Annotated in this window: 27 protein-coding genes; 13 read left to right on the forward strand and 14 right to left on the reverse strand. The window is 68.5% G+C overall.

Annotated features, from left to right (window positions below; all coding sequences use genetic code 11):
- Positions 1–49 precede the first annotated feature (49 nt).
- Positions 50–745 (forward strand): DUF4333 domain-containing protein, encoded by a 696-nt coding sequence (locus tag ACIHA7_RS22370; protein ID WP_397292744.1) that lies wholly within the window; start codon positions 50–52, stop codon positions 743–745.
- Between the two features lie 87 nt (positions 746–832).
- On the opposite strand, the gene ACIHA7_RS22375 is transcribed toward ACIHA7_RS22370, so the two are convergent.
- Positions 833–1804, reverse strand: coding sequence for a 5'-3' exonuclease H3TH domain-containing protein (locus ACIHA7_RS22375; protein WP_397292746.1), 972 nt, complete (start codon positions 1802–1804; stop codon positions 833–835).
- Positions 1805–1957: 153 nt separating this feature from the next.
- Here ACIHA7_RS22375 and ACIHA7_RS22380 point away from each other — a divergent pair, with 153 nt between their 5' ends.
- Positions 1958–3085, forward strand: coding sequence for a M24 family metallopeptidase (locus tag ACIHA7_RS22380; protein ID WP_397292750.1), 1128 nt, complete (start codon positions 1958–1960; stop codon positions 3083–3085).
- A gap of 51 nt (positions 3086–3136) precedes the next feature.
- Here the strand turns inward: ACIHA7_RS22380 and ACIHA7_RS22385 are convergent, their stop codons facing one another.
- Positions 3137–3550: a PPOX class F420-dependent oxidoreductase gene (locus tag ACIHA7_RS22385; protein ID WP_397292754.1), complete on the reverse strand. Its 414-nt coding sequence runs from the start codon at positions 3548–3550 to the stop codon at positions 3137–3139.
- 107 nt (positions 3551–3657) lie between these two features.
- Between ACIHA7_RS22385 and ACIHA7_RS22390 the strand changes: the two genes are divergently transcribed.
- The 4 genes from ACIHA7_RS22390 to ACIHA7_RS22405 all read left to right on the forward strand — a co-directional run bounded on the left by ACIHA7_RS22390 (position 3658) and on the right by ACIHA7_RS22405 (position 7119).
- Positions 3658–4407: an SDR family NAD(P)-dependent oxidoreductase gene (locus ACIHA7_RS22390; protein ID WP_397293128.1), complete on the forward strand. Its 750-nt coding sequence runs from the start codon at positions 3658–3660 to the stop codon at positions 4405–4407.
- 10 nt (positions 4408–4417) lie between these two features.
- Positions 4418–5668: a precorrin-6y C5,15-methyltransferase (decarboxylating) subunit CbiE gene (gene cbiE / locus ACIHA7_RS22395; protein ID WP_397292757.1), complete on the forward strand. Its 1251-nt coding sequence runs from the start codon at positions 4418–4420 to the stop codon at positions 5666–5668.
- A gap of 96 nt (positions 5669–5764) precedes the next feature.
- Entirely contained in the window at positions 5765–6382 is a 618-nt protein-coding gene (locus ACIHA7_RS22400; RefSeq protein WP_397292761.1) for a DUF6861 domain-containing protein, read from the forward strand.
- The gene (locus ACIHA7_RS22405) at positions 6379–7119 is read left to right on the forward strand and encodes a cobalt-precorrin-6A reductase (protein WP_397293129.1); all 741 of its coding nucleotides are present in this window, start codon (positions 6379–6381) and stop codon (positions 7117–7119) included. The genes ACIHA7_RS22400 and ACIHA7_RS22405 overlap by 4 nt, the downstream gene beginning before the upstream one ends.
- Here ACIHA7_RS22405 and ACIHA7_RS22410 read toward each other — a convergent pair.
- The 5 genes from ACIHA7_RS22410 to ACIHA7_RS22430 form a co-directional block, all read right to left on the reverse strand.
- The gene (locus tag ACIHA7_RS22410) at positions 7105–7635 is read right to left on the reverse strand and encodes a PadR family transcriptional regulator (RefSeq protein WP_397292765.1); all 531 of its coding nucleotides are present in this window, start codon (positions 7633–7635) and stop codon (positions 7105–7107) included. The genes ACIHA7_RS22405 and ACIHA7_RS22410 overlap by 15 nt on opposite strands.
- A gap of 73 nt (positions 7636–7708) precedes the next feature.
- Complete coding sequence (locus ACIHA7_RS22415) at positions 7709–7975, reverse strand: hypothetical protein (protein ID WP_107657662.1); 267 nt, start codon at positions 7973–7975, stop codon at positions 7709–7711.
- A gap of 32 nt (positions 7976–8007) precedes the next feature.
- Positions 8008–9708 (reverse strand): precorrin-2 C(20)-methyltransferase, encoded by a 1701-nt coding sequence (locus ACIHA7_RS22420; protein ID WP_397292771.1) that lies wholly within the window; start codon positions 9706–9708, stop codon positions 8008–8010.
- Complete coding sequence (locus tag ACIHA7_RS22425) at positions 9705–10340, reverse strand: precorrin-8X methylmutase (RefSeq protein ID WP_397292775.1); 636 nt, start codon at positions 10338–10340, stop codon at positions 9705–9707. The genes ACIHA7_RS22420 and ACIHA7_RS22425 overlap by 4 nt, the downstream gene beginning before the upstream one ends.
- A 47-nt stretch (positions 10341–10387) precedes the next feature.
- Positions 10388–10825: an Lrp/AsnC family transcriptional regulator gene (locus tag ACIHA7_RS22430; protein ID WP_107657659.1), complete on the reverse strand. Its 438-nt coding sequence runs from the start codon at positions 10823–10825 to the stop codon at positions 10388–10390.
- 100 nt (positions 10826–10925) lie between these two features.
- Between ACIHA7_RS22430 and ddaH the strand changes: the two genes are divergently transcribed.
- Positions 10926–11804: a dimethylargininase gene (gene ddaH / locus ACIHA7_RS22435; protein ID WP_397292778.1), complete on the forward strand. Its 879-nt coding sequence runs from the start codon at positions 10926–10928 to the stop codon at positions 11802–11804.
- A 108-nt stretch (positions 11805–11912) separates the two neighbouring features.
- On the opposite strand, the gene ACIHA7_RS22440 is transcribed toward ddaH, so the two are convergent.
- Entirely contained in the window at positions 11913–13106 is a 1194-nt protein-coding gene (locus ACIHA7_RS22440) for a precorrin-3B synthase (protein WP_397292780.1), read from the reverse strand.
- A gap of 828 nt (positions 13107–13934) precedes the next feature.
- Between ACIHA7_RS22440 and ACIHA7_RS22445 the strand changes: the two genes are divergently transcribed.
- The 3 genes from ACIHA7_RS22445 (at position 13935) to ACIHA7_RS22455 (ending at position 19035) form a co-directional block, all read left to right on the forward strand.
- A complete protein-coding gene (locus ACIHA7_RS22445; protein ID WP_397292783.1) occupies positions 13935–14375 on the forward strand; it encodes a nuclear transport factor 2 family protein in 441 nt (146 codons plus the stop codon).
- 316 nt (positions 14376–14691) lie between these two features.
- Complete coding sequence (gene cobN, locus ACIHA7_RS22450; RefSeq protein ID WP_397292786.1) at positions 14692–18333, forward strand: cobaltochelatase subunit CobN; 3642 nt, start codon at positions 14692–14694, stop codon at positions 18331–18333.
- Positions 18334–18507: 174 nt separating this feature from the next.
- Positions 18508–19035, forward strand: coding sequence for a hypothetical protein (locus ACIHA7_RS22455; RefSeq protein WP_397292788.1), 528 nt, complete (start codon positions 18508–18510; stop codon positions 19033–19035).
- Positions 19036–19130: 95 nt separating this feature from the next.
- On the opposite strand, the gene ACIHA7_RS22460 is transcribed toward ACIHA7_RS22455, so the two are convergent.
- The 5 genes from ACIHA7_RS22460 to ACIHA7_RS22480 all read right to left on the reverse strand — a co-directional run bounded on the left by ACIHA7_RS22460 (position 19131) and on the right by ACIHA7_RS22480 (position 23033).
- Complete coding sequence (locus ACIHA7_RS22460; protein WP_397292792.1) at positions 19131–20090, reverse strand: helix-turn-helix transcriptional regulator; 960 nt, start codon at positions 20088–20090, stop codon at positions 19131–19133.
- 76 nt (positions 20091–20166) lie between these two features.
- Positions 20167–20445, reverse strand: coding sequence for a hypothetical protein (locus tag ACIHA7_RS22465; RefSeq protein WP_107657651.1), 279 nt, complete (start codon positions 20443–20445; stop codon positions 20167–20169).
- Positions 20446–21075: 630 nt separating this feature from the next.
- Positions 21076–21714: a formylglycine-generating enzyme family protein gene (locus tag ACIHA7_RS22470; protein WP_397293130.1), complete on the reverse strand. Its 639-nt coding sequence runs from the start codon at positions 21712–21714 to the stop codon at positions 21076–21078.
- A 5-nt stretch (positions 21715–21719) separates the two neighbouring features.
- Entirely contained in the window at positions 21720–22250 is a 531-nt protein-coding gene (locus ACIHA7_RS22475) for a GtrA family protein (protein WP_397292799.1), read from the reverse strand.
- A gap of 426 nt (positions 22251–22676) precedes the next feature.
- The gene (locus tag ACIHA7_RS22480) at positions 22677–23033 is read right to left on the reverse strand and encodes a DoxX family protein (protein ID WP_397292803.1); all 357 of its coding nucleotides are present in this window, start codon (positions 23031–23033) and stop codon (positions 22677–22679) included.
- Between the two features lie 49 nt (positions 23034–23082).
- Here ACIHA7_RS22480 and ACIHA7_RS22485 point away from each other — a divergent pair, with 49 nt between their 5' ends.
- Positions 23083–23454 carry a winged helix-turn-helix transcriptional regulator gene (locus ACIHA7_RS22485; RefSeq protein ID WP_397292806.1) on the forward strand — a complete coding sequence of 124 codons (372 nt, stop codon included), beginning with the start codon at positions 23083–23085 and terminating at the stop codon, positions 23452–23454.
- Between the two features lie 89 nt (positions 23455–23543).
- Here ACIHA7_RS22485 and ACIHA7_RS22490 read toward each other — a convergent pair whose 3' ends face one another.
- Entirely contained in the window at positions 23544–24365 is an 822-nt protein-coding gene (locus ACIHA7_RS22490) for an alpha/beta fold hydrolase (RefSeq protein WP_397292808.1), read from the reverse strand.
- 209 nt (positions 24366–24574) lie between these two features.
- On the opposite strand from ACIHA7_RS22490, the gene ACIHA7_RS22495 reads away from it, so the two are divergent.
- Together ACIHA7_RS22495 and ACIHA7_RS22500 are read left to right on the forward strand one after the other, a co-directional pair.
- A complete protein-coding gene (locus ACIHA7_RS22495; protein ID WP_397292811.1) occupies positions 24575–25171 on the forward strand; it encodes a TetR/AcrR family transcriptional regulator in 597 nt (198 codons plus the stop codon).
- A gap of 118 nt (positions 25172–25289) precedes the next feature.
- Entirely contained in the window at positions 25290–26180 is an 891-nt protein-coding gene (locus ACIHA7_RS22500; RefSeq protein ID WP_397292815.1) for an SDR family NAD(P)-dependent oxidoreductase, read from the forward strand.
- Positions 26181–26615 lie beyond the last annotated feature (435 nt).

Here is a 26615-nt window from a genome sequence, read left to right on the forward strand (position 1 = left end):
TCACGCGGGGGGCTACCGTGTGTACAACGATGCGAGTGGAGGCAACCAGATGAGCGGCCCGTTTGGACCCAGCGAACCCGGGGAGGGGCGCAACAACGACCCCACCCAGCAGTGGGGTGGACAGCAGGCACCCGGCGGGGCAGGACCCACCCACCAGTGGGGCGGCCAGCCGCAGACTCCGGCCTCGGCCCAGCCGACCCAGCAGTGGGGCGGTGACCAGTCGCCGCCGCAGCAGCCGTGGGGTCAGCCGCCGCAGCAGCCCGGACAGCAGCAGTGGGGGCAGCAGCCGAACCCGCAGTGGGGTCAGCCCGGCCAGCAGAGTCAGCCGTGGGGCCAGACCCAGCCGCAGGACTGGCAGCAGGGCCAGCCGCAGTGGGGTGGCCAGCAGCAGCCGCAGCCGCAGTGGGGTGGCCAGCAGCAGCCCCCGCCGCAGAGCAAAGGAAAAGGCCTGGTCATCGGCCTGGTCGTGCTCGGTGTCGTGGTCATCGGCGCCATCGTCGCACTCGTCCTCGTGCTGACCTCCAAGGACAAGCTGGACCAAGCCGCCGTCCAGGACGGCGTCAAGAAGGTGCTGACCGACTCCTACGGCATCCAGGACGTCAGCGACGTCTCCTGCCCGTCCGGCCAGGAAGTCAAGGTCGACGCCACCTTCGACTGCAACCTGAAGGTCAGCGGCGAGGGCAAGAAGGTGACCATCAAGATCACCAAGGAAGACGGAACCTACGAGGTCGGCCGCCCGAACTAGGTCTCGCCCGCAAGTAGCCTCCCGGTCGGCCCACTTCGGTGGGCCGACCGTTGGCGTTTTCCTGTCGGCCCGTTGGGGATTCGAGAGTTAGGCGGTGCGGGCCGCCAGGGCCTTGATGAGGCGGGTGACCGGGCTCTCGGCGTTGTAGGCGGTGGCCAGTTCGCGGAGGCGGTCGAGGTCGGCGGGGGCGGCGGGGAGGGTGTCGGGGCGGGAGAGTTCGACGTCGGCGTCGCAGACCACTCGGACGACGGGGGCCGCTGCTTTCAAATACTCTTCTGCCGCACGGAGTTTGGCGCGGATGCCCTGGGCGAGGTCGGCTTCGGGGTCTTCGACGGCCGCGACCAAGGCCTCCAGCGAGCCGAAGCGGGTGATCAGCATCGACGCGGACTTCTCGCCGATGCCCGCTACGCCGGGCAGGCCGTCCGAGGCGTCGCCGCGCAGGGTGGCGAGGTCGGCGTAGGCGCGGCCCGCGTTCTCCAGCGGCACACCGTATTTGGCGGAAACCTCGGCCGGGCCGTACAGCTCGGCCTTGGCCAGGCCGCGCCCCGCGTAGAGCACCCGCACGGGTGGCAGCGGGGTATCCCGGACGAGTTGCAGCAGATCTCGGTCGCCGCTGACGACCACGACCTCGTCGGTGGTCTCGCGGGTGGCGAGCGTGCCGAGCACGTCGTCGGCCTCCAGCCCGTCGGCGCCGCCGGTCGCGATGCCTGCCGCTTCGAGCACCTCGAGGATCATGTCGACCTGCGGGGTGAGCGTGTCCGGGACTACTTCGGCGCCGGGGCCCGCGTCGGCGGAGGTGTCGAGCCGGTGCGCCTTGTAGGACGGCACCAGGTCGACGCGGAACGTCGGACGCCAGTTCAGGTCGAGACACACCACCAGACGGCTCGGCGCATGCTTGGTGATCAGCGACGCGACCATGTCGGTGAACCCACGCAACGCGTTGACCGACCGCCCGTCCGGCGCGGTGATCTTCTCGGGGATCGCGTGAAAGGCACGGAACCACAGGCTGGCACCGTCAAGGAGCAGCAGCGGTCCACCGGAAGTCGCAGCAGAAGTCACGCGCTGAGGCTACCTCGCAGGCCCGACAAACCCGGACGATCCAGCAGCGACGGGCAACAGCAGTGTCGGCGAGCGGTCATCCGATGCGCACGGGGGCGGTGGAGCGGGGAGTTCGGGTTCGCGGGGGCGGGCGCGGCGGGTAACGTCGGATGAATGAGCTCGCATACGGATTCCAGGTTCGCGGCGGACATTTACGGTGAGCGGTTGGAGCGGGCGGTCGAGCTGATGCGGGCCGCTCATCTGGACGCCTTGTTGATCACTCCCGGCCCGGATCTGCGGTATCTGATCGGGTCCGCAGCCGAATCGTTCGAACGCTTGACCTGCCTGGTCATCCCCGCCGACGGCGCAACCCCTTCGGTGGTCATCCCGAAGCTGGAACTGGCCTCGCTGGAAGGTTCCGCGGCAGGCGAACTGGGCCTGCGGGTGCTGGACTGGGTCGATGGGACCGATCCGTACGGACTGGTGAAGTCGGCGCTGCACGTCGGCTCCCGGGTCGCCGTCGCCGACGCCATGCCCGCACTGCACCTCATCCCGCTGGCCGCGTCGTTCACCGGCCTGCCCGCCTCCGCCACCCCGGTGCTGCGCGAACTGCGCATGGTCAAGGATGCCGCCGAGATCGACGCGCTGCGCCGGGCAGGCGCGGCCATCGACCGGGTGCACGCGCGGATGGGCGAATTCCTTCAGGTCGGCCGCACCGAAGCCGAGGTCGGCGCCGATATCTCCGCCGCCATCATCGAGGAGGGGCATACCGAGGCCGCGTTCGTCATCGTCGGCAGCGGCCCGCACGGCGCGGACCCGCACCACGGGGTCTCCGAGCGCCGCATCGAGACCGGCGACGTGGTGGTCATCGACATCGGCGGCCCGGTCGACCCCGGCTACTACTCCGACTCCACCCGCACCTACGTGCTCGGCGAGCCGGACCCCAAGATCGCCGCCCGCTTCGCCGCGCTGGAACGCGCGCAAGCCGCCGCCGTCGCCGCCGTCCGCCCCGGCGTCACCGCCGAATCCGTCGACGCCGCCGCGCGAAACCCGTTGGTCGAAGCCGGTTTCGGCGACGCCTTCGTGCACCGCACCGGTCACGGTATCGGCCTCTCGGTGCACGAGGAGCCCTACATCGTCGAAGGCAACGACCTCGTCCTCCAGCAGGGCATGGCCTTCAGCATCGAGCCCGGCATCTACTTCCGTGGCGACTGGGGCGCCCGCATCGAAGACATCGTCGTGGTCACCGCTGACGGCTGCGAGTCGATGAACCAGCGGCCGCACGGATTGACGGTCCTGTAGCCGACGGGTAGCGCTCGGGCGGGCCGATTCGCTGCCCGCCCGGCGGCGCTACTACTGCGGTTGGGCGCTGATCAGGGTGGAGCTGGACAGCACGCGCTCGACCTGGATCGCGATGACCACGCGGGTCGGGTTTACCCGGGGGACTCGGTAGCGGCCTGCGTAGCGTCGCTCCGCGTCGGCGACGGCGGCCGGCTCGTCGAGCACCGTCGCCGGGCCTTCGAGCGTGAGCCAGCGTCGGCCCTCGACCTGGCTCACCGCCGCGTACCCGCCCCGCCGCACGTTTCGCACCTTCGCCGAGGCGCCATCGGTGATCACCCTGGCGATCCTGGCCTCCGGATCCCAGGTGAAGCCCACCGCCACGACATGCGGTGTCCCGTTGGCCCGCAACGTGGTCAATGTCGCCAGATGCCGCTCGGTGACGAATTCGAGCGCGGCGGGCGAGAGTTCTGCGGTCTGCGTGGGCATAACCAGACCGTAGCGGTGTCGCCTTGTCGTCCCGCACAGGGGATATAGCTCGGTATGTCCCGTTGCGCGGGTGGGTGGGGACGCAATGACAGACTGTGCGCATGGGAATGCGAGGGATTGCCGAGGGGACGGTGCTGCTGCTCGGCGGGCGCAGCGAGATCGGGCTCGAGGTGGCACGGCGACTGGCACCGGGGCAGGTGGTGATCCTCGCGGCGCGGCGCAGCGACGACCTGGCGGAGCAGATCGCGGCGCTGACCGACGCCGGCGCGGCGGCCGTGCACTGCGTGGAATTCGACGCCGACGACACGGCGAACCATCCGGCCTTCCTGGAGAAGCTCGCGGCCGAGTACGGGCAGATCGGGGTGGCGGTGGTCGCGTTCGGTGTGCTCGGCGATCAGGCCCGAGCGGAACGGGATCCGGCGCATGCGATCGCCGTGGTGCACACCGACTACGTCGCCCAGGTCAGCGTGCTCACCACGCTCGCGAATCTGCTTCGCGCGCAAGGGGAAGGGCAGCTCGTCGTGTTCAGCTCGGTGGCCGGTGTGCGGGTCCGCCGCGCCAACTACGTGTACGGATCGGCCAAGGCTGGACTCGACGGCTTCGCCAGCGGACTCGCCGATGCCTTGCACGGCACCGGCGTTCACCTGTTGCTGGTGCGCACCGGCTTCGTCATCGGACGGATGACCGAGGGCATGGAACCGGCGCCTTTCTCCAGCACTCCGGACCAGGTGGCCGCCGCCGTGGTCAAGGGACTGCACAAGCGCACCGGCGTCGTCTGGACGCCCCTGATCCTGCGTCCTGTCTTCTTCGCGATGCGCCTGCTGCCCCAAGCGATCTGGCGCCGGATGCCGCGGTGAGCGGGCGTCGATGACCGCGAACTGGACCGGCCCACCGGTCGTCGTGGCGGGGATCGGTGCCGACGGCTGGGACGGGCTGGGGCGTCCGGCGCGCGAGGCGATAGCGACCGCCGAGGTGCTCTTCGGTTCGTCGCGCCAGCTTTCTCTTGTGCCGGAAGAGGATTCGACGGGGGAGCGGGTTGAGTGGCCGTCGCCTTTGCTGCCCGCACTGCCCGGCCTGTTCGAGCGGTACGCCGGCGCCCGGATCTGCGTACTGGCCAGCGGCGATCCGATGTTCTACGGGATCGGGGTGACGTTGGCGCGGTTACTGGGGGCGAACGCGCTTCGGGTGCTGCCGCAGCCGTCGTCCGCGTCGTTGGCGTGTGCCCGGCTCGGGTGGGGGTTGGCCGAGACGCCCGTGGTCAGCGTGGTCGGCCGTGCGCTCGAGACGGTGCTGCCCGAGCTGGTGAACGGGCGGCGAGTGCTGGTACTCAGCGCCGACGCGGAGACGCCGGCGCGGCTTGCCGAGCTATTGGGGCGCAACGGTTTCGGTGATTCCACGCTGACGGTGCTCGAGCAGCTGGGCGGCCCGGCCGAGCGGGTCGAGACCGGTGTCGCGAAACAGTGGCAACGGTCCGCCGGGGATCCACTGAACATCGTCGCCATCGAATGCGTCGCCGACCCCGCGCATATTCGAGCGACGCGACTGCCCGGCCTACCGGACGAACTGTTCAGCGGCGATGGGCAACTCACCAAGAACGAGGTGCGGGCCCTGACGCTGACCGCGCTGGCGCCCGCCCCCGGCGAACTGCTGTGGGACATCGGCGGTGGCTCGGGCAGCATCGCGATCGAATGGTGCCGCACGCATCCCACGTGCCGCGCAGTCACTTTCGAGCGGCTCGAGCACCGGCGACGGCAGATCGCCGATAACGCTGCGGCTCTCGGCGTACCGTATATCGACGTACGCGGTGAAGTACTCGAGGAATTGCGCCACCGCGCCGAATCCACCGCGCCGGACGCCATTTTCATCGGCGGCGGACTCACCCAGCATGGCCTGTTCGAGACATGCTGGTCGCAGCTGCGACAGGGCGGCAGGCTCGTCGTGAACGCGGTGACCGCGGAGTCGGAGTCGATGCTGCTCAGCTGGGTGTCCAGGCACGGCGGCGCATTGCGGAAGTTTCAGATCTACCGCGCGGAGTCACTGGGATCGTTCACGACTTGGCGCCCGCAGCTCCCGGTAACGCAGTGGTTCGTTGTGAAATCGCACAATGCGGAGCCGTGAAATGAGGTCCGCGGCGGAAACGAGTTCTGGTCGGCGGGTAGGGTCGGGGCCGAGATCCGATCATGATCGGAAATCCGGTTCCTGATGGGGAGATAGATGAAATACAAGAAGTTTGCCGCCACCGCGCTTTTGGCCATCGCCGCCACCGGCATCACCGCGGGCACCGCGTATGCCGCGCCGGTACCGCCCGCGGTGCAGGATCAGACCACCGCCGCGCAGCCCGTCAAGGGCACCGACCAGGGTGTCAGCTACGCGCTGCAGCTGGCCGACGCGGGCAAGTCCGTCGTCACCAGCGTCACCGGCGGTGCGTTCAGCCTGGCCGCCGACAAGCAGTCGGTGACCCTGACCAACGCCGCGGGCGAGGCCGTCACCACCATTCCGCTCACCGCGACCGCCAAGGGCGAGCAGGTGGAGATCGCCGCGGCCATCGCCGACGACGCCAAGCAGCTCACGCTGACTCCGAAGGTCGCGCCGTCCGCGAACGCGCCGGTCGCCGCCGAGTTCATCGGCGCGCAGGAGTGGTTCTTCGCCGAACTGCAGCGTGCGTCGCTCGGTGCCGCCGTTGGCGGGTTGATCGGTGCCGCTATCGGTTTCCTGTTCTTCGGTGTCGGGATCCTGCCCGGTGCCGTGCTCGGCGCGCTCATCGGTCTTGCCGTTGCGGGCGGACCTTCGCTGCTGAACGCGGGCATCGCCTACTTCAGCGGCCAGCCCTGAAAACCCTTATTTTAGGCGGCACCCGGGAAGCCAGGGAGATCGCCGACATCGCTTCCGGCGAGCGAGGATTCGATATCGTCTCCTCGCTCGCCGGTCGCGTTCGTGACCCGCTGTTGCCGGTCGGCGCAGTGCGCGTCGGTGGGTTCGGCGGGGTCGACGGCCTGCGGGAATGGTTGTCGGCCAACGAGATCGACACCGTGGTCGATGCCACGCATCCGTTCGCGGATCTGATCAGTGCGCATGCCGCTGCGGCAGCAACCGATCTCGGGCTGCCACTTGTGCATCTGCGGCGACCCGGCTGGACCGCACAGCATGGCGACAGGTGGCTTCGGGTGCCGGATCTCGCCGCTGCGGCGAAGACCGTCGGCGAGCTGGGCGAACGCGTCTTCCTGACCATCGGCCGTCAGGGTGTCGGCGCCTTTGCCGGACTGACCGAGCCCTGGTTTCTGATCCGCGCTATCGATCCACCCGAAGGCGCGCTCCCGCCGCGGCACGAACTACTGCTCGCCCGTGGTCCTTTCACGGTCGAGGACGAATCCCGGTTGCTGGCGGATCGGCGCATCGATGTGCTCGTTACCAAGGACAGTGGCGGCGATCAGACGGATGCGAAGCTGGCTGCCGCCCGTGCGGCGGGGTTGCCGGTGGTGATGATCGATCGACCTGCGCTGCCCGCAGGCGCGGTGGTCATGGAAAACGTTGCCCAAGTATGGGATTGGCTCCGGTCAGCGGCCCAGTAGTTGGGGCAGGCGATCGAACCAATCGAGCACCGCGCGTTCGTATCCGATGCCGAAATCCAGCGTGGCACGGGCATAGGGCGGCAGATCGGTCGGGTCCTCGCCGAGATACTTGGTGAGCCGCGTCTGGTGAATCTCCCTGTTGGCGGCGATTATTCGGTCCAGGTGCGCGCGGTCGAGATGGTGACCGAAGGACAGCGTGAGCAACAGTGGGAAGCGGATGTTTTCGCCGCCGGGGTCGCGAGCGATCCACTCCAGGAAGGCTTCCCGGCCCGCGTCGGTGATGACGTAGGGAGTGCGGTCTCGTGCGCCCGGTGCGCCCTTCTCCACCAGACCCGCCGTGTCCATCGCGGCCAGTTCCCGGTAGACCTGGCTCTGCGTGATCGTCCAGAAGTCACCGATGCGGTCCTGGGCCTTGGCCACCAGATCCCAGCCCGACATGGGTCCTTCGTGCAGAAATCCGAGCAGCGACGCGGCCGTGGAGTTCAACGGCTTGCGGCTGGTCGCGGTCTTCGTCAACCGACTGCTCCCTTCGCTCTCAACCTTCCATAATGGAATGTTATACGAACGTGCGCCGGACCGGCGGTGTCACCTATTTGCCGGCCAGCTGATCGAGCCTGGCGAGCACCAGCGCCATACCCTCCTCCAGCCGCGCCTGGCCGAGGCGCAGTTCGACGAGGTCTTCCTCGATCTTCTCGGCGCGACCCTCGATCCGGTCGATACCGTCGAGCGCCTTTCGGGTGAGAGCCGCGAGCTCGCTGAGGACGTCGCCCTGCTCGTCGAGTGCTTGTTCGCTCGCGGTGGCTCGGGCCTCCAGGGCTCGGGCGCGCAGCGTCAGCTCCGACAGTGTCGCGGCCAAGATCCCTCCATTCGTCGGTGCGTCAGCAGATCTTACGCGTCGGGGGCGGCCGCGTCGCCGCTGCGGGCGTAGCGTCGCGAGGTGTAAACGCGGACCCCCTGGTCGGTTTCTTGGGCCGTGGTGGTCGACGCGCCGATGATCAACAGGGTGCGCATGTCGACCTCGGCCGGGTCGAGATCGCCGAGCGACACCACCCGTACCGACTCCGTCGGTCCGCCCACATCGCGGCCGAGCACCACGGGCGTGTCCGGCTTGCGGTGTTCCAGCAGCAGGTCGCGCATGGCGCCGACCTGCCAGGTGCGCTGCGATGAGGCCGGGTTGTACACCGCGATCGCCATGTCGGCGGCGGCGACCGCGGAAAGCCGTTGGGCGACAACCTCCCACGGCTTGAGGCGATCGGAGAGCGAGATCATCGCGTAGTCGTGCCCGAGCGGCGCGCCGACCCGGCTGGCCACCGCGTTGGCGGCGGTGAGTCCGGGGAGCACCCGGACCGGTACATCCCGCCACTGGGGATCTGCGGCTTCCTCCAGTACCGCGGCGGCCATCGCGAACACGCCCGGGTCGCCCGACGACACCACCGCGACGCGCGCACCCCGCCGGGCCAAATCCAGCGCCATGGCGGCGCGCTCCGACTCGACGCGGTTGTCGCTGGCGTGCCTGCGCTGGCCGGGGCGTACCGGGACTCGGTTCAGGTAGGTGGTGTAGCCGACGAGATCCGTTGCGTCGGCGAGGGCTTCGTGCACCTCGGTGGTCGTCCACTCGGCGGCACCGGGCCCCAGGCCGACGACAACGACCTGGCCGGGCCGGTCGGCGATGCCTTCGTCGGCCTGCCCAGCGGATACAAAAGAGTGCGTATCCGGTGATTCGTGCCGTGCCGCAGCAGGTTTCGCGTGGGGGAGCGGCGTGGTCGGTGTCGGGCCCGGCACCAGCGTGATGGAGAAGTAGGGCACGTCCGCGTCGGCCACCTCGGCGGCGCGGAGCACTCGCTGACGGGTGCTGCTGGCACGTTCGACGTAGTAGGCGTCGGCGAGCCGACCGGAGTCCGAAAGAGCCTGGCGCACAGTGGGGTAGGTGCGGCCGAGTTTCATGATGGCGGCGGCCTCGGTATCACGGAGGCGTCGGGTGAGCTCCTCGACGGGCATGGTGCCGGGCAGCACGGTCAGCACCTGCTCGCCCTCGACCAGCGGGGTGCCCAGCGCCGCCGACGCGGCACTCACCGAGGTGATGCCCGGGATGACCTCCGCCTCGAACCGATCGGCCAGCCGCCGGTGCATATGCATGTAGGAGCTGTAGAACAGCGGGTCGCCCGCGGCGAGCAACGCGACCGACCGGCCCGCCGCCAAATGCCCAGCGAGCAGCTGTGCGGCCTGCTCATAGAACTCATCGATCGCACCCTGATATCCACCGGGATGATCGGTGGTCTCGGTGGTCACCGGATAGACGAGATGCTCCTCGAGCTGCCCCGCTCGCATATACGGCGCGGCAATACCTCTGGAGATGCTGCGCCCGTGGCGTGCGCTGTGGAACGCGATCACATCGGCCTCGGCGATCACCCGCGCCGCCTTCACCGTGACGAGCTCGGGATCGCCGGGGCCGAGTCCGACACCCCACAACTTGCCTGGCGCGGTAGGCGATTCAGCTCCGGCGGTAGTGTGCGCCGCAGCGCCGGTGTCGCGTTGCTGGGCAGCGGTCCGCGCTTTGTGTTCGGCACCAGCCCCCATGTCGTCCGTCATTCCTGTTCGCTCGCAATCGCATTCAACGCGGATGCGGTGATGGCACTGCCACCGCGTCGACCGCGGACGGTGAGATATTCGACGCCGCCGAACTCGATCAGCGCCTCCTTGGATTCGGCGGCGCCGATGAAGCCGACGGGAATGCCGATGACGGCGGCGGGCCTCGGCGCGCCCGCGTCGAGCAGGTCGAGCAGGTGGAACAGGGCGGTCGGCGCGTTTCCGATGGCGACGACCGCGCCGTCGAGGTGCTCACGCCACAGCTCCAGCGCGGCGGCGGAGCGCGTATTACCCATGCGCGCAGCGAGTTCCGGCACCCGCGGGTCGGTGAGCGTGCAGATCACCGCGTTGTCGGCGGGCAGCCGCTTGCGCGTCACGCCGGAGGCGACCATGTTCGCATCACACAGAATCGGTGCCCCCGCCCGCAGCGCGGCTCGGGCCGCGGCCACCACGCCTGGCGAGAACGCCACATCCCCGGCCAGATCCACCTGACCGCACCCGTGGATCATGCGCACCACCACCTGCGCCAGCTCCGGTGGGAACCGATCGAGGTCCGCCTCCGCGCGGATCATCGCGAACGACCGCCGATAGATCTCGGCCCCGTCGGTGAGGTAGCTGGCACGCAAGTCGGACATGGCGTCCACCCTAAGAGGTGGCTTCCCGGCCAGGTCGGCGCGGGTAGTCAGGTGCGGGGACGTTCGAGAATGCGGGACATCACGATGGAGCTGCGGGTGCGCCCGACGCGGGCGTTCTCCCGGATGCGTTCGACGGTCACCTCGATCTCGGCCATGTCGGTGGCCATCACGTGGACCAGCGCGTCGGCCTCACCGGCGATGGTCCACACGCCGACGACCTGCGGAATGGGTTCGAGGCTGCGGCGCAGCTCGGCCGGGGAGATGTTGTCGCGGTAGTACACCTCGACGTAGGCCTCGGTCTTCCAGCCCATCGCGGCCGGGTTCACCAACGCCGTGAAACCGGTGATCTGTTTGGTCGCGACCATCTTGTCGACGCGCCGCTTCACCGCGGGCGCGGTCAGGCCGACCGCGCTGCCGATTTCCTGGAACGAGGCGCGGGCCTGTCTGAGCAGGTGCTCCAATATCCGCCGATCGATGTCGTCCACGTCACAGCCCTCTCGGTATTGCGCAATTATTCGATGTTCTAGGGCCGAAATGCGCAACGATTCGATGTTCCTGGCGCAATAGTAGGCGAATTACGGTCGTGTGAGCCGCAAGATCGCGCCGACTCCGGGAGACACGTTGACCTCTGTTGCCACCCTCCGTGCCGAGACCACCGTTCGTAAGCCGTCGCCGCGACGGTTCGTCATGTGCCGTCCCGACTACTTCGACGTCACCTACTGCATCAATCCCTGGATGGACCCCGAGGCCCCGGTCGACCGCGCCCTCGCCCTGCTCCAATGGGAGACCCTGCGCGCCACCTACGAGGAGTACGGCCACAAGGTCGACGTGGTTCCCGGCGTGCCCGGCCTGCCCGACATGGTGTTCGCGGCCAACGGCGGCCTCGTGGTCGGCGATCGGGCGATGTCGGCCCGGTTCACCCACGTCCAGCGGGCCGCCGAGGGCCCCGCGTACCACAACTGGTTCGCCAAGCACGGCCTCGCCGGACTGGTCGACGCCAAGGAGATCAACGAGGGCGAGGGCGATTTCCTGCTGGTCGGTGACCGCATGCTCGCCGGCATGGGCTTCCGCAGCTCGCTCGCGGCGCATCGGGAAGTGGCACAGCACTTTTCGCGGCCCGTGCTCTCGCTCGAGCTGGTCGATCCGCGCTTCTACCACCTCGACACCGTGCTGCTGCCGCTCGATGACAACACCATCGCCTACTTCCCGCCCGCCTTCAGCGCGGAAAGCCAGGCGGTGCTCGCCGAGCTGTTCCCCGACGCCATCGTCGCCACCGACGCGGACGCCGAAGTCCTCGGGTTGAACGGTGTCTCCGACGGATTGAACGTTTTCCTCAGCGACAAGGCCGTCGCGCTCAGCGAAGCGCTGCGCGCCCGCGGTTACCACCCGATCGGCATCGACATGTCGGAGCTGCTCAAGGCCGGCGGCAGCGTCAAGTGCTGCACGTTGGAGATTCACGAGTAGACGGCCGCTTCGGGATCAACGGCGCTGGTGCTTCAGGCGATACCGCCGGCGCCGTTGATCAGGAAGTTCGATTCCTGTCGGGATAGCAGCGCCCCGGGCATCGAGCGGTCAGTCGATTCGGTAGCCGGTGTCGGTGGCGACGATGTCGGTGACCGTGCCGCGTGGGCGGCCACAGCGCCGGTCGCAGCCGGACCAGTGCTGACGGCCCGCGACAGTTACCTTGTCGGCATCGACTACCGGCAGGTCTTGGTGCACAGGCTGATTCGACTCCGCCGGTAGCACCCGATCGGACTCGACCGCGGCCGTCACATCGGCCCGGACGTCGGTGCGTGACTTCGCACACCCTGGCCGGCCCGCGCAGGCGCTGACCTGGAGCCAGGGGGAGTTGGCGTCGAAGATGAGGTCCATCGGGGCCAGGACGCGGACCACTTGCTCGGCGGCCCATTCCGTCAAGTCGGTGATGACGAGGCTGCGCCACGGAGTGACGAACACGGGATGCTCGACGGCGGCGATGAATTCGGCGGTACGGGCGGGCAGCGAACCGAGACGGACACCGGCGCCGAGGCTGACCGATCCGTCGTCCTGGTCCAGCCAGCCGATCGGAACATCCTGAGCCGCACCGAGTTCTACTCGATCGGTGCCGCGCTCGAGGGCGAGTAGGTCGGCTACCCGCTCGGCACCGTTGTCGATCTCGTATAGCCGCCACCGCCCCGCCTCACCGCCGCGCAGGTCGAGAAACCCGTGGGCGGCGGCGAGCATGACATCCACCGCGTCGGCGGCCGAGATCCGGATGCCGGTGTCGCGTCCCGCCAGCAGCAGCGCGAATTCCGCACTGCCCGTGGCGTGTACGCCGATATCGCCACCCAGCACGCTGACATCGCCACGCCCGTCGTCCAGCGTGAACAGCACGCGCCCAGGGAGTTCGGCGAGCCGCGGCGCGGCAAGCAGCCCGGCGTCGAGCGCCGGAACCAGTGCGTGCACATCCGCGATACCACCGATCCGGCCGGACAGCGGCGAAGCGAGAATATTGCGCACCCGCTCATGCGTCCGGCTCGGCAACAACCCCGCCGCCGCCAGCCGCCCGGTCAGCTCTCCCGCATCCCGCACCCGCCGCAACTGCACATTCCCCCGCGACGTCAGCTCGATATTCCCATCCCCCAGCTCCCGCGCCGCCTCCGCCAACACCTGCAACTGCCCCGCCTCCACCCGCCCACCGGGCAGCCTCACCCGCGCCAACGGCCCATCGGCCGCCTCATGCAGCCGCAGCACACCGGGACATGAATCCGGAACACCTCGAGTCATAGTCCACCCAGCGTACGTACCCGCGCCGCCCGGCCTACCAGGGAGGAGACGTCCCCCCCTGCTCCACCGAGCCGCAGTACCGTGCCCAGCCTCGGCTCGCCGCGCCCGCCTAGCCGTGCCGCGCCCGCCTAGCCGTGCCCGCCCAGCCTCGCCGCGCCGTCCGCTCAGCCTCGCCGCGTCCGCTCAGCCTCGCGACGCCCGCCCGTCTTGCTACGCCTCACCGCGTGCCCGCCTCGTCCAGCCCAGCCCAGCCCAGCCCAGCCCAGCCCAGCCCGGCCTCGCGTTGCCCGCTTGGCCACGCTGTCGCCCGTCCTGCCTCGCGTTGCCCGCTTGGTCACGCCTCCGCCCGCCCTGCCTTGGCTGTCCGCGAGTGTCCGTCCGGCTGGTTGGCCCAGCTGGATCGTCCCGGCCCGGTCTCGCCTTGACTTGCCCGCCTGGCCTCGCCCGGCCCCGTGGGCGGATCGCCCAGGTCGAGACGCCGGACCGCCGCAGTGGTGCCGAGCTCGCGCATCTTCGCCGCGGTACGTTCGGCGCCACTGCGCCCGCACATCCTCGCCTCGCCTGCCTGCCCGGCCTCGCGTTGCCCCCTCGCCCCGCCTCGCGCCCTGCCTTAGCCGGCCGCGAGCGTCCTGACCGTCCGGCTGGTTGGCCCAGCTGGACGGTCACGGCCTGGTCTGATCCGCCGTCTCGATGGGCTGGATCTTTCTACTTCCAGAGCTGCCGGGTTGCGCACCGGCGTCTGGCTCTCGCGCACGCCACGGCCGCGCCGCGACGTCACGGCTGACGGTCATCGCGCAATTGATCCCAGGGATCGCTAGGGTGGGGCATATGTCCGAAATCTCTACCCTTGCAGACCGACTCGCGATCGTCGACGTGGTCACCCGGTTGTTCGTCTACACCGATCAGGGACGGTGGGATGATCTTGCCACTGTCGTCTTCGCGCCGAAGGTGGACTTCGATGGGGGTTTCGGCGGCCCGGTCGGTGAGCGCGCGGCGACGGACATCGTCGAGGACTGGCGGGTGGGGCTGGCCGACCTGGACGCGGTCCATCATCAGTCCGGTAATCATTTGATCGAGCTGGCGGGCGATTCGGCGACCGTGCATGCCGATGCGATCGCGGTGCACGTGAAGAACTCCGCGACCAACGGCAAGACCCGTACCTTCGTGGGCAGCTACGCCCTCGGCGCCGAACGGACCCCGGATGGCTGGCGAGTCAACCGATTCCACTACCACCTCAAAGTCGTCGACGGAAACGCCGATCTGACCTAGCCGAAGCAGCGGGTATCGCTCACAGGTGATTGGTGGCCATCGGCGCGCCACGCCGGCCGAGTGCGCGCATCGTGGACGACTTCCTCGCCGCCCGCGCGGCGAGCTGACGGCGACCGCCGAGCCGAACCCAGCGCTAGGGCAGGTAGCATCTGCCGTGCTCGGCGGGTGACGAGGAAACCGGTGGAAATCCGGTGCGGTCGCGCCACTGTGAATAGCCAGACCCTCTGGGCTCACCCACCCCGCCGGCCCCGCTGGCCGCCGACCCCGGCGGCGAGCAGCAACCGATGGGCGCGTAACCCGAGGAAGGCCGTCACCTGTGATTCTGCTGCTGTCCACGTCCGACACCGATCTGCTGAGCGCCCGCGCGAGCGGCGCCGAGTACCGGTGGGGCAACCCCGCTCGGCTGCTGGTCGAGGACCTGCCCGCGCTGCTCGACGGCGCCGATCTGGTCATCGTGCGCATCCTCGGCGGTAAGCGCGCCTGGGAGGACGGCCTCGACGCGATCCGGGCCAGCGGCGTGCCGATGGTGGCGCTCGGCGGCGAGATCGCGCCGGACGCCGAGTTGATGGAGTGCTCGACCGTGCCGGGCGGTGTCGCCGCCGACGCGCACAACTACCTGGCCGCGGGCGGGTCGGAGAACCTGCGGCAGCTGCACAACTTCCTGTCCGACACGGTGCTGCTCACCGGCCACGGCTTCGAGCCGCCGGTACAGCTGCCCAGCTGGGGTGTGCTGGAACGGGATTCGACCGCGGACGCCGGTGCCGAGCAGCCCACGGTAGCGGTGATCTATTACCGCGCACAGCATCTCGCCGGAAACACCGGTTATATCGACGCACTCTGCCGGGCCATCGAAGACGCGGGCGCCCGCGCGCTGCCGCTGTACTGTGCCTCGCTGCGCACCGCCGAGCCCGAACTGCTCGCGACACTGCGACAGGCAGACACCCTGGTGGTCACCGTGCTCGCCGCCGGTGGCACGAAACCCGCCACCGCGTCGGCCGGTGGCGAGGACGAGGCCTGGGACGTCGGCGCGCTCGCCGACCTGGATGTGCCGATCCTGCAAGGCTTGTGCCTGACCAGCGGCCGGGCCCAGTGGGCGGCCAACGACGACGGGCTCTCGCCGCTGGACGTCGCCACCCAGGTCGCCGTCCCCGAGTTCGATGGCCGGATCATCACGGTTCCGTTCTCCTTCAAGGAGTTCGACGCCGACGGCCTGTCCACCTACGTGCCGGACGCCGAACGCGCGGCCAGGGTCGCGGGCATCGCGGTGCGTTACGCGCGGCTGCGGCACATCCCGGCCGAGCGCAAGCGCGTCGCGCTGATGCTGTCCGCCTACCCGACCAAGCACGCCCGCATCGGCAACGCGGTCGGCCTCGACACACCCGCGAGCGCGATTCGCCTGCTCACCGAGATGCGCAGCGCCGGATACGATCTCGGCGAGCCGGGCGCGGTTCCCGGCCTCGACGAGCAAGACGGCGACACGCTCATCCACGCCCTGATCGCGGCGGGTGGCCAGGATCCGGACTGGCTCACCGCGGAACAGCTGGAGGGCAACCCGATTCGGATCGGCGCGGCCGCGTACACCGCGTGGTTCGACACGCTCCCGGCAGACCTGCGCGAGGCCATCGTCGAGGCGTGGGGCCCGCCGCCCGGCGAGCTGTACGTCGACCGCTCCGCCGACCCGAACGGTGAGATCGTCATCGCCGCCTTGCGTTTCGGCAATGTCGTGCTGATGGTGCAGCCGCCCCGCGGCTTCGGTGAGAACCCGGTCGCCATCTACCACGACCCCGACCTGCCGCCTAGTCACCACTATCTCGCCGCGTACCGATGGCTCAGCTCCGCCGAGGGTTTCGGCGCCGATGCGATGGTGCACCTCGGCAAGCACGGCAACCTGGAGTGGCTGCCCGGCAAGACCCTCGGCATGTCCGCCTCCTGCGGCACCGACGCCGCCCTCGGCGACCTGCCGCTGATCTACCCGTTCCTCGTCAACGATCCGGGTGAAGGCACCCAGGCCAAGCGGCGCGCGCACGCGACCCTGGTCGATCATCTGATCCCGCCGATGGCGCGCGCCGAAAGCTACGGCGATATCTCGCGTTTGGAGCAGCTGCTCGACGAGCACGCCAATATCTCTACCCTCGACCCGGCCAAACTACCCGCCATCCGCCAGCAGATCTGGACGTTGATGCGCGCGGCCAAGATGGACCACGATCTCGGCCTCGCCGAACGCCCCGACGAGGACGTCTTCGACGACATGCTGCTGCACGTCGACGGCTGGCTGTGCGAGATCAAGGACGTGCAGATCCGCGACGGCCTGCACATCCTCGGCCAGGCGCCCGCGGGGGAGAGCGAGGTCGACCTGGTGCTGGCGATGCTGCGTGCCCGCCAGCTCTGGGGCGGGGAGCGGAACGTGCCCGGGCTGCGGGAAGCTCTGGGGCTGGACGAATCCGGCACCGAGGCGCGGGGCCGGGTCGACGTGGTGGAGGAGCAGGCGCGCGGCTTGGTCGCCGCGTTGCAGGCCGCCGACTGGTCCGCGGACGCGGTCGACAGGCTGGTCGACCAGTTCGCCGCCTCGCTCGCCGCGACCGAGTCGCACCCGGTACCGGCCGCCGACACCCAGCTCACCGCTGTGCGTTCCGTGCTCCGCTTCGCCGCGACCGAAGTCGTTCCGCGCCTGCGGCAAACCGGCGTCGAGATCGATCGCGTCCTGCACGCCCTCAACGGCGGCTTCATTCCGGCGGGCCCCAGCGGTTCACCGCTGCGCGGCCTGATCAACGTGCTGCCGACCGGCCGCAACTTCTACTCCGTCGACCCGAAGGCCGTCCCGTCCCGGCTGGCCTGGGAAACCGGTCAGGCTATGGCGGATTCGCTGCTGGCGCGGTACCTGGCCGATCACGGCGAGTACCCGCGTTCGGTGGGCCTGTCGGTGTGGGGCACCTCGGCCATGCGCACCTCCGGCGACGATATCGCCGAAGTCCTTGCCCTGCTCGGTGTCCGGCCCGTGTGGGACGAGGCGAGCCGCCGCGTCACCACCCTCGAGGTGATCTCGCTCGACGAATTGTCGCGTCCCCGTGTCGATGTGACGGTGCGCATCAGTGGCTTCTTCCGAGATGCCTTCCCGCATGTGCTCGCGCTGCTCGACGACGCGGTGCGGATGGTCGCCGAACTCGACGAGCCGACGGAGTCGAATTACGTTCGCGCGCATGCCGAAGCCGACCTGGCCGAGCACGGTGATGCCCGCCGCGCCACCACCCGGATCTTCGGTTCCAAGCCCGGCACCTACGGCGCCGGCCTGCTGCAACTGATCGATTCGAAGAGCTGGCGCACCGACGACGACCTCGCGCAGGTGTACACCACCTGGGGTGGCTACGCCTACGGTCGCGATCTCGACGGCGCGCCCGCCGCCGACGACATGCGCACCGCGTACCGCCGAATCGCGGTGGCGGCCAAGAACACCGACACCCGCGAGCACGACATCGCGGACTCGGACGACTACTTCCAGTTCCACGGCGGCATGGTCGCCACCGTGCGCGCGCTCACCGGCAAGAACCCCGAGGCCTACATCGGCGACAGCACCCGACCGGACGCGGTGCGCACCCGCACGCTCTCCGAGGAGACCTCGCGGGTGTTCCGGGCCCGCGTGGTGAACCCGCGCTGGCTCGAGGCGATGCGCAGGCACGGTTACAAGGGCGCGTTCGAGATGGCGGCGACCGTCGACTACCTGTTCGGCTACGACGCCACCACGAACGTCGTCGCCGACTGGATGTACGAGAAGCTCGCCGAGAGCTACGTTTTCGATGACGTGAACCGCAAGTTCATGGAGCAGTCCAACCCATGGGCGCTGCACGGCATTGCCGAGCGGCTGCTGGAAGCCGCCGAGCGGGACTTGTGGGAGCACCCCGAGCAGGCCACACTTGATCGACTGCGCCAGGTCTACTTGGAGACCGAAGGGGAATTGGAATAGCGCGAAAATCAACCCCCCAATTTCATGGGGAAGCGCGAAATGTGTGATCTTGCAAGGTAATTCAATCTGCCCGTTTCTCTCGACAATCCCGTTGTCGAGAGAGCATGATCGATGGTGTTCCACGGCCGTTTCCGGGAAACGCCAATCGAATCGGCTAGATGATTGGAAAGCCTTATGAATATCAGGAAAATGCTCGCTACCGCCGCGCTCACCGTGGCCGCGACCGGTGTCGCCGCGGCGACCGCACACGGTGAAGTGCAAGTGGCCGATGCGATCAGCGGTGTCGATCGGGGCGTCGCCTACACGGCCGCCGTCGCGCCGGACCGCTCGAACGCGACGGTCACCCTCGCCTCCGGCAAGTTCGTGCTGACGCCCGATCAGGGCATCTCCGTGCTGGCACCGGACGGATCGGTGATCGCAAGCGTGCCGACGACTTTGCAGTCGGTGGCGGGTCAGCAAGTGCGGGTCGCTCCGCAAGTCGACGCCGCCGCAACCACTTTGACGTTGACACCGGTCGGGGCCGCGGTCCCGGAGGCGGGGGCGCCGCAGTTCATCGGTGATGCGGGCACCACCGTCGCCGGTGTATTGATCGGGTGCGCCATCGGCTTCTTGATCGGCCTGATCTTCGCGATTATCGGTGCCATCCCCGGCTGCATCATCGGTGGAATCATCGGTGGCATCGCGGGCGCCAACCAGCCCTGACAGGAAATCGAGAACAGTGGCAGCCCAGCCTGTTCGGTGTTTATGCCGGTCCGGCTGGGCTCGCCCGTTTATCGCTAATTCCGGTACGTAATCGTTTAGCGGTGACCGGCCGCCCTGCGGAATCGCTCGGCGGTCGCCAGCAGCTGCTCCGCGAGCTCGGCGCCCTCGAGTATCTCGAAATCCACGTCGACGGAACCGAGATAGAACGCGAGCATCCGCGGTGAATCCGAACCCGCCCGCACCACACAGTGCTCCGGCCCGTCCGCCTCGACCGACACGGCGGGCGGCAGTTGGGCCCGCATTCGCTCGGCCGGCGCGGCCATGCGCACCGTCGCGCGGTAACGCCAGGTCGCCGCGCCGACACCGCGCCGCACCCGCTCGGCGATGTCTGCCTCGGACACCTCGCGCGGAGTGAACCGCGGGCCGTTCGGTGTCTTCGGCACTATGCGATCGACCCGGAAGGTGCGCCAGTCGTCCCGGTCCGGATCCCACGCGACCAGATACCAGCGCCCGCGCCAGTGCACCAGCCGGTGCGGCTCGACGTCGCGACGCGACGGCGCGCCGGAATGCGCCGCGTAGTCGAAGCGCAACCGCTCGCTCGCCCGGATCGCGCCCGCCACCGCGGTGAGCACCTCGGCGTCGACCGTGCTCCGGCCGATGTCCGGCGCGTGCACGGTGGCCGAGGTCAGCGCCGCCACTCGGGCGCGTAGCCGCGCGGGCAGCACCTGCTGTAGCTTCGCCAGCGCCCGCACGGAGGTCTCCTCGATGCCGGTGACCGCCCCGTTGGCCGCGGTGGCCAAGCCGACCGCGACCGCCACCGCCTCCTCGTCGTCGAGCAGCAGCGGCGGCAGCGCGGAACCCGCGCCCAGTCGGTAGCCGCCCGCGACACCCGGCGTGGCGTGCACCGGATAGCCGAGGGTCCGCAGTCGCTCGATGTCGGTGCGCACCGTGCGCGTGGACACCCCGAGTCGCTCGGCGAGCACCGGCCCGGTCCAATCCCGGTGCAGTTGTAGCAGCGACAGCAGGCGAAGTAGCCGCGCGGAGGTCTCCAACATGGGTCGATCATCGCAGGAATCGCGGAAGGTTATCTTCCGCGATCGAGCGAACGACTCCGGATCCAGCGGCGTCCGCTCAGCCGATCACCGCGTTCATGATGGTGCCCGCACTCGTGGCGACAACGCCGCCGATCATGCCGCCCGCGATCATCTTGGGCGAGTCGAGCGGACCGCCCTGCCATTTCTCCCAGGCGAATCGTCCACCCGCGAAGGTGATCCCGCAGACCCCGGACAGCAGCACCAGCCAGGTGAGGTAGCGGACCATCTGCAAAATCTTGTCCGAGACCGGCGGCGGTTCCGGGGTCGGATTGCCGATCTGCGCGAGGAGGGCGTCGTGCACAGCGATGATGACCATGGATACGCTCGCTTCGGGGTCGGCGTGGCACCTACCTTGGCGCCACGGGCGCGTTGTCTGGGTGATAGCCATGCTTGTACCGGACAGTATGTGCGGCGCTGACGATTTCGTGGAGCATACGGAAGAACCTGTCCGAAATGTCCGATCAGTGATGCGGGTGTACTGCCGCGGATCGGGGTATGTCCGGCGCGCCGGGCTCGAAAAGGCGCGCGAGCAGGAAGGGAACCGCTCCCATTTCGAAATCTTGCGGAACATTGGGCACGGGACGCACATTCACCTCGAAGGCCATGCTGCCGTTCTCGTGGGTCGGATCTACTCCGTCGAGCGGTAGCCCGGACGATGCTGTCGTCTCGGATGGCGAGCTCGCCCAGGTGCCAGGGAGTGCATTGCGGGGGAGCGCAGCGAGAGACCGCCCTGTGCCTCGTTGCACGGAGGGGTAGTGCTGCTGGCGAAGGCCGCTGGGAACGGGGCGAATCGCTGCCGACCAATCGGCGGTATCTCATAGACGTCGAGCGCGCCGGGGCCAGATCTCGATGTGTGTGGACGGTGCCGTCGGTATTGGATGGTGCGGCTCGTCGGTCCGGCGATCCGGAGGTGCAACGGCCCGGCGGCCCGGCGACTGCGCGGAAATCAGGAACGCGGTGTGCGCGCGACGCGGAAACCTACGTCGTCCAAGCGCACAGATGGATGGCTGCGACGGCGCACGGAGGCCCGGCAGCTCCAGTGTTCGTCGAACCAACCGCCGCCGCGCAGCACCCGGTAGGAGCCGTAGATCTCCGCGTCGTAGATGTCCCAGCACCAGTCCCAGGCATTGCCGAGCATGTCGTACAGGCCCCACGCGTTGGGCCGCTTACCGCCGACGTCGTGCATGTGCTCGGCTGAATTGCCTCGGTACCAGGCGATTTCGTCGAGTTCGCCGTAGCGCGGGCCGGTGCTGCCCGCGCGGCACGCGTGCTCCCATTCGGCCTCGGTCGGCAGTCGATAGCCGTCGGCGTCGATGTCCCAGTCGACGTTCTCGGCATCGATCCGGTACGCGGGTGTCAGCCCGTCCTGGATCGACCGTGCGTTGCAGTACCGCAGCGCGTCCCACCACGAGACGCTGTCCACCGGCCGTCGGTCGCCGCTACTCGATCGCTGCCCGGTGACCTGCTCGTACTCCGCCTGGGTGACCGGGACCGCCGCCAGCTGGAACGGCGCGACCTCGACCGGCCAGCTGCGCTGGGTTCGCCGATCCGACAGCGTCACCGTGCCCGCCGGAATAGCGACCAGCACAGTCAGGCTCGCGTCTCGGACAGCGGCTCGTCCAGTTCCAGGTCGGGTCGGGCCGGGTCGGGGAACACGAATTTGCGCATGGCCCACCAGCGGAAGACCGTGGCGAGCAGGGTGCCGATGATGGTCGCGCTGACGAAGTCGGCGATGTTCTCCACCAGGATCGAGACGTGCGGCGTGCGGAGCTGGAAGAGGTAGCTCGACACCGCCAACGGCAGCTGGTTGATCACCATGCCGACGCTGGCCACCAGGAAGAACAGGGTAGCTTCGTGCCGGCGCGCATGTCCGCCGCGCGCGGTGAACGCCCACTCGCTGTTCAACACGTAGGAGACCACGGTCGCGATCAGCACGGCGACCACGTTCGCGGTGACCGGCTTGCCTTCCAGCACAGTCCATTTCAAGCCGAAGAAGAGCACCGAAGTGGTGACGAAGGCGATCGCACCGACGGTCAGGAACTTCAGCAACTCGGCGTTGCGGACGAACGTGGACAGCATCCGGCTCGGTACCCGAGCGGCGACGATCTGGGCCAGGAACATCGGGTCAGGTTATCCGAGCGGGCTTTCGGTACCGGCGGGCGGACCATGGCCGCAGGGCGACTCCCCGGCGAATTCTCGAGGGGCAGCGGGTAACGGCCAGCGGAACAGTTCGAGCACGATTACCGGGCGGCGTTGCTATTTCGTTATCTGCGAACGACTTTCGTGCGGTGATTCGGGTGCAAGCACGGCGCCATCCTGCTCGTACACCTGCACGGGCACGCATCCGCACCGGTCACGGACTCGCTCGGTGCGCCGAATGCCCGCAAGTATGAGAGCCTCATGTATCGAGGCCGGGGCCCAGAGGAAATCACTCGGACACCGGTCGGCACGACCGCAGGGGCCTCAGCGATGTGCTGAGGCCCCCGCAGTGCGTTTCGGGCCGACGCGCGGTGACCCTATCGACTTGGGTGAGGTGAGAACGCGAGCTCAGGCGAGGCGAACGTCGAGAACGAGCACGACTGATGTCGCGATCGAGAACGCGAGGAAGACCATGGCGCCCATCATGTTTCGGTCGCCGGTGCGGATGTGGACGAGGATCGCGCCGGCGAAGTAGAGCACCAGCCCGATCGCGGCGGCGATCGCGAAGGGCGGGAACCGGATTCCCCCGACGAGACCGATCGTCGCGGCGATCTGCAGGCTCCCGAGGGCGGTGAGCTGGGCGGTGGTGAGGTGAACCGCTTCGGCGAATTGGCGTATCCACGCGGGGCGGACGAACTTCATCACGCCGGACTGCAGCATCGCCACGGCGAGCAGGACGGACAAGATCAAGGCTGTGATGTGCATGATGGCAACGCTAGAAATCCGATAGGTACCTTTTGGTAACCTTCGGGTCGTGCGTCCCCCCGCCGGAATCATGTTCATGACCGACTGTCCCGCGCGCACAGCGATGGAGGTCATCGCGAACAAGTGGTCGGTAGTCACCCTGTACGCGCTGGCAGACGGCCCCAAGCGGCACAGTGAACTCGTGGCCTTGTCCGGCGGTATCTCCCACAAGGTGCTGACTCAGACCCTGCGCCGCCTGCAGAGCAACGGCCTCGTCGATCGACGGCGCTACGCCGAAGCGCCCCCGCGGGTGGAGTACAGCCTGACTCCGCTCGGCGAGACGCTCCGAGAGCCGATAGCGATGTTGACGCGGTGGGCACAGGTGCACGGAGAAGCGCTCGTCGACTTCCAGGAGTCAACAGCCGCGACCGAAACCCGATAGGTCCCATATACCGCCCGCACCTTTGCTGATCGCGAACCTGAGGAACCGACTTCCGGGCCATGAGTTGGTCACGGACCTCGACGCACCGATCAGCTGAGTAGGTGGGCGAGCAGACGGGCGGGAGCGTCTTCTTGTAGCAGGTGCCCGGCGTCCTCGATCCAATGCAGCGGCGCCTGCGGGATGTGCTCGTGCAGCCAGTGGCCGTACTCCGGGGGCAGGATCCGGTCTTGCCGGCCCCACAGCAGCCGGACCGGAATGTCGATGCCGGGCAGCAGCGCCTCGAACGGTTCGGTGTCCGACTGGGTCAGCTGACGGTATTGGCGATAGTAGGCGGCCTGCCCCGCCGGACCGAGCCAGGGTTGCAGGAAGGACTCCAGGACCCCTGGCCGGAACCCGGCGTGGGTGGCGTTGCGCAGATGCGCGGTAACCAGGGCCTCATGGGCATATCCGGGCAACCGCTCGAACACCTCGTGGTGGGTACGCATCAGCGCGAACAATCCCCGCTCCCACTGCCCGCCGCTGACGCAGTCGAACAGGGTCAGATCGCGGTAGCGTGCGCCCTCGAGCAGTAGCGCACGCAACACCACCGCGCCGCCGATATCGTTGGCCACCACGGTCGGGGCCGACTCGGCGGTGTCGAGTTCCCAGTAGCGCAGCAGCCCGGCGAACCGGCGTGCCTGCGCGGCCAGGGTCAGGTCTTGGCCGTCGGCCTGCTCGGAACATCCGTAGCCGAGCAGATCGAACGCGTACACGGTGTAACGCTCGGCCAGAGCTGGAGCGATCTCCCGCCACAGGAACGAGGAGTAGGGCGTGCCGTGGACCAGCACTATCGACCGCTGCCCGGCTCCGAGTCGGGCCCAGCGCACCGCGCCCCCGTCGACCTGCACCGATTCCGGCAGTTCCCAGGTCACGACTGCCACCTTTCCTCGCTCGGTATCCGAGTTCGATCACTTTCTGTTCCGGCGCCACCCTGTTCACGCTGTTTCCGCGCTTCTCTCGCCGCAGCTCGAGTCACGTGGGAGGCAGTACTCTATGCGTGCAACGTCGCATAGCGGTGAGTTCGATCGCGTCGTCGACGCCCATTATGGCCCGTGCGGTCCAGAACTAGTACCGTAGAGGTATGCCCCGCCCTCGTGAGTTCGACGAAGATCGCGTGGTCCTCGCCATCCGCGACGAGTTCTGGGACAAGGGCTACGCGGCGACGTCGATGGACGACCTGCTGCGCGTGAGCGGGCTGGGCAAAGGCAGCCTTTATGGCGCGTTCGGGGACAAACGCAGCCTGTTCCTGCGGGTGTTGCGCGCCTACGACGACGCGAACCTGCTGATGCTGCGCGAGCGCCTGGCGTCCGCGGCGCGGGGGATCGACCTGGTCCGTGAGTTCGTGCTCGGCTCGACCGGCGACCCGACCGGAGCAACTGCGCGTCGGGGCTGCCTGCTGGCCAATAGCAACGCCGAGCTCGCCACCAGCACGCCTGATGTGGCTGCGGAGGCCCGCCGTAGCTACGACGCGATCACCACCATCCTCGCCGCCGCGCTGGAGCGCGCCCAGCGCGAAGGCGACATCGACCCCGGCGTCGACCCCGCCGAGACCGCCCGCGCGGTCCTTGTCGCCCAACTCGGCGTCATCGCGCTCGGGCGCACCGGGATGGACATCGACGTGCTCACCACGGTGGCCCGGTCCACCCTGGCGCGGTTGCTGCCCAACCCGCCGCAGTAGCAACAACTCACCGACCGACCTCGGGGGTCCATCCCTGCCGTCGAAAGAATCTTGACTATCCGGTCCATAACCGGGAAGGTTATGGACCGGATAGTCCATAACATGGAGGGAGGGCGGCATGGCCGTCTTGGCAGACAAGGTCGCCGTGGTCACGGGAGCCAGCAGCGGCATTGGGTTCGCGACCGCACGCGCGTTCCGCGACGAGGGTGCCAAGGTGTTCATCACCGGTCGCCGCAAGGACGCGCTCGACGCCGCGGTCGCCGAGCTCGGACCCGACGTGACCGGCGTGGTCTGTGATGCTTCGGTGCCCTCGCAGCTCGACGCGTTCTACGGGGCCGTGCACGATCGGGCCGGGCGCATCGATGTGCTGGTCGCGAACGCCGGCGTCGGCACCGCGGCTCCGTTCGGCGAGGTGACCGAGGATCTGATCGACTCTGTATTCGCCACCAACGTCAAGGGAACGATCTTCACCCTGCAGCAAGCGCTGCCATTCCTCAGCACAAACGCCTCGGTGATCCTGACGGGTTCAACCGCCGCGACACGGCCCAACCAGGGACTCGAGGTCTACGCGGCGTCGAAGGCCGCGGTCCGCACCCTCGCCCGCGGTTGGGCACTCAGCTCGCGCGCGCACGGGTTCCGGGTCAACGTCGTGTCCCCAGGCGGTACACGTACCCCCGGCCTGCTCGAGCTGATCACGCCCGAGATGCTCGAGCAGGCCGAAGGTGCCGTCCCTCTTGGCCGGCTCGCCGAGCCTGAAGAGATCGCCGCTGTCACGACGTTCCTCGCCTCGGACGCGTCGAGTTACGTCAACGGTGCCGAGTTCTTCGCCGACGGGATACGCGCAGGTGTGAATGCGCCCGTAACCGCCGCACACCACGCGCCGAGCCGGGCAGCGTTGAGGCCCAGGCTGCACGAATATTTGCGTTTCGAACCCGCGCCCCGCCTCATCAAGCGGGGGTGCTGTCGTGTCGCCGTCGGCAGGCGTCGAACTGCCAGCGCCTGGCTGTGAAAGTTCAGGTCCGCGCATAACAGGAGTTGGCCGGGCTGAGGAGTCCCGGTTCCGCTGATCGACCTCACGTGTACTGGACGTCGCGGGCTTCGGGCATTTGCGACTAACTGGCCCGTCTCGGACGATGGACCAGCCGAACGCACTCGATTCGGCAGTTGCGGATGTTCTAAGGGCGTCGGTGACCGACCGGTCCGAGTCGGCCGCTGTCTGCGCGCTCCGCGGCAATGACAGGGCGTCGGGAGCTTCGGTTCGGCCAGTGCCGAAACTAATCGCGAACAGATGACAGTTCAACGAGATCGGGGAGGGCGGACAACGCCGATAGGCTGGCGTTGAGTTCGGCTACCGGAGGCCGCACACGGATTGCACCAGTTAGGCCGATTGTTGACGGAACAGACGACTGACGAGACGACTCCGAAGCCGAGTGGACAAGGGAGC

The sequence above is a fragment of the Nocardia sp. NPDC052316 genome, assembly GCF_044547795.1.
Taxonomy (GTDB): domain Bacteria; phylum Actinomycetota; class Actinomycetes; order Mycobacteriales; family Mycobacteriaceae; genus Nocardia.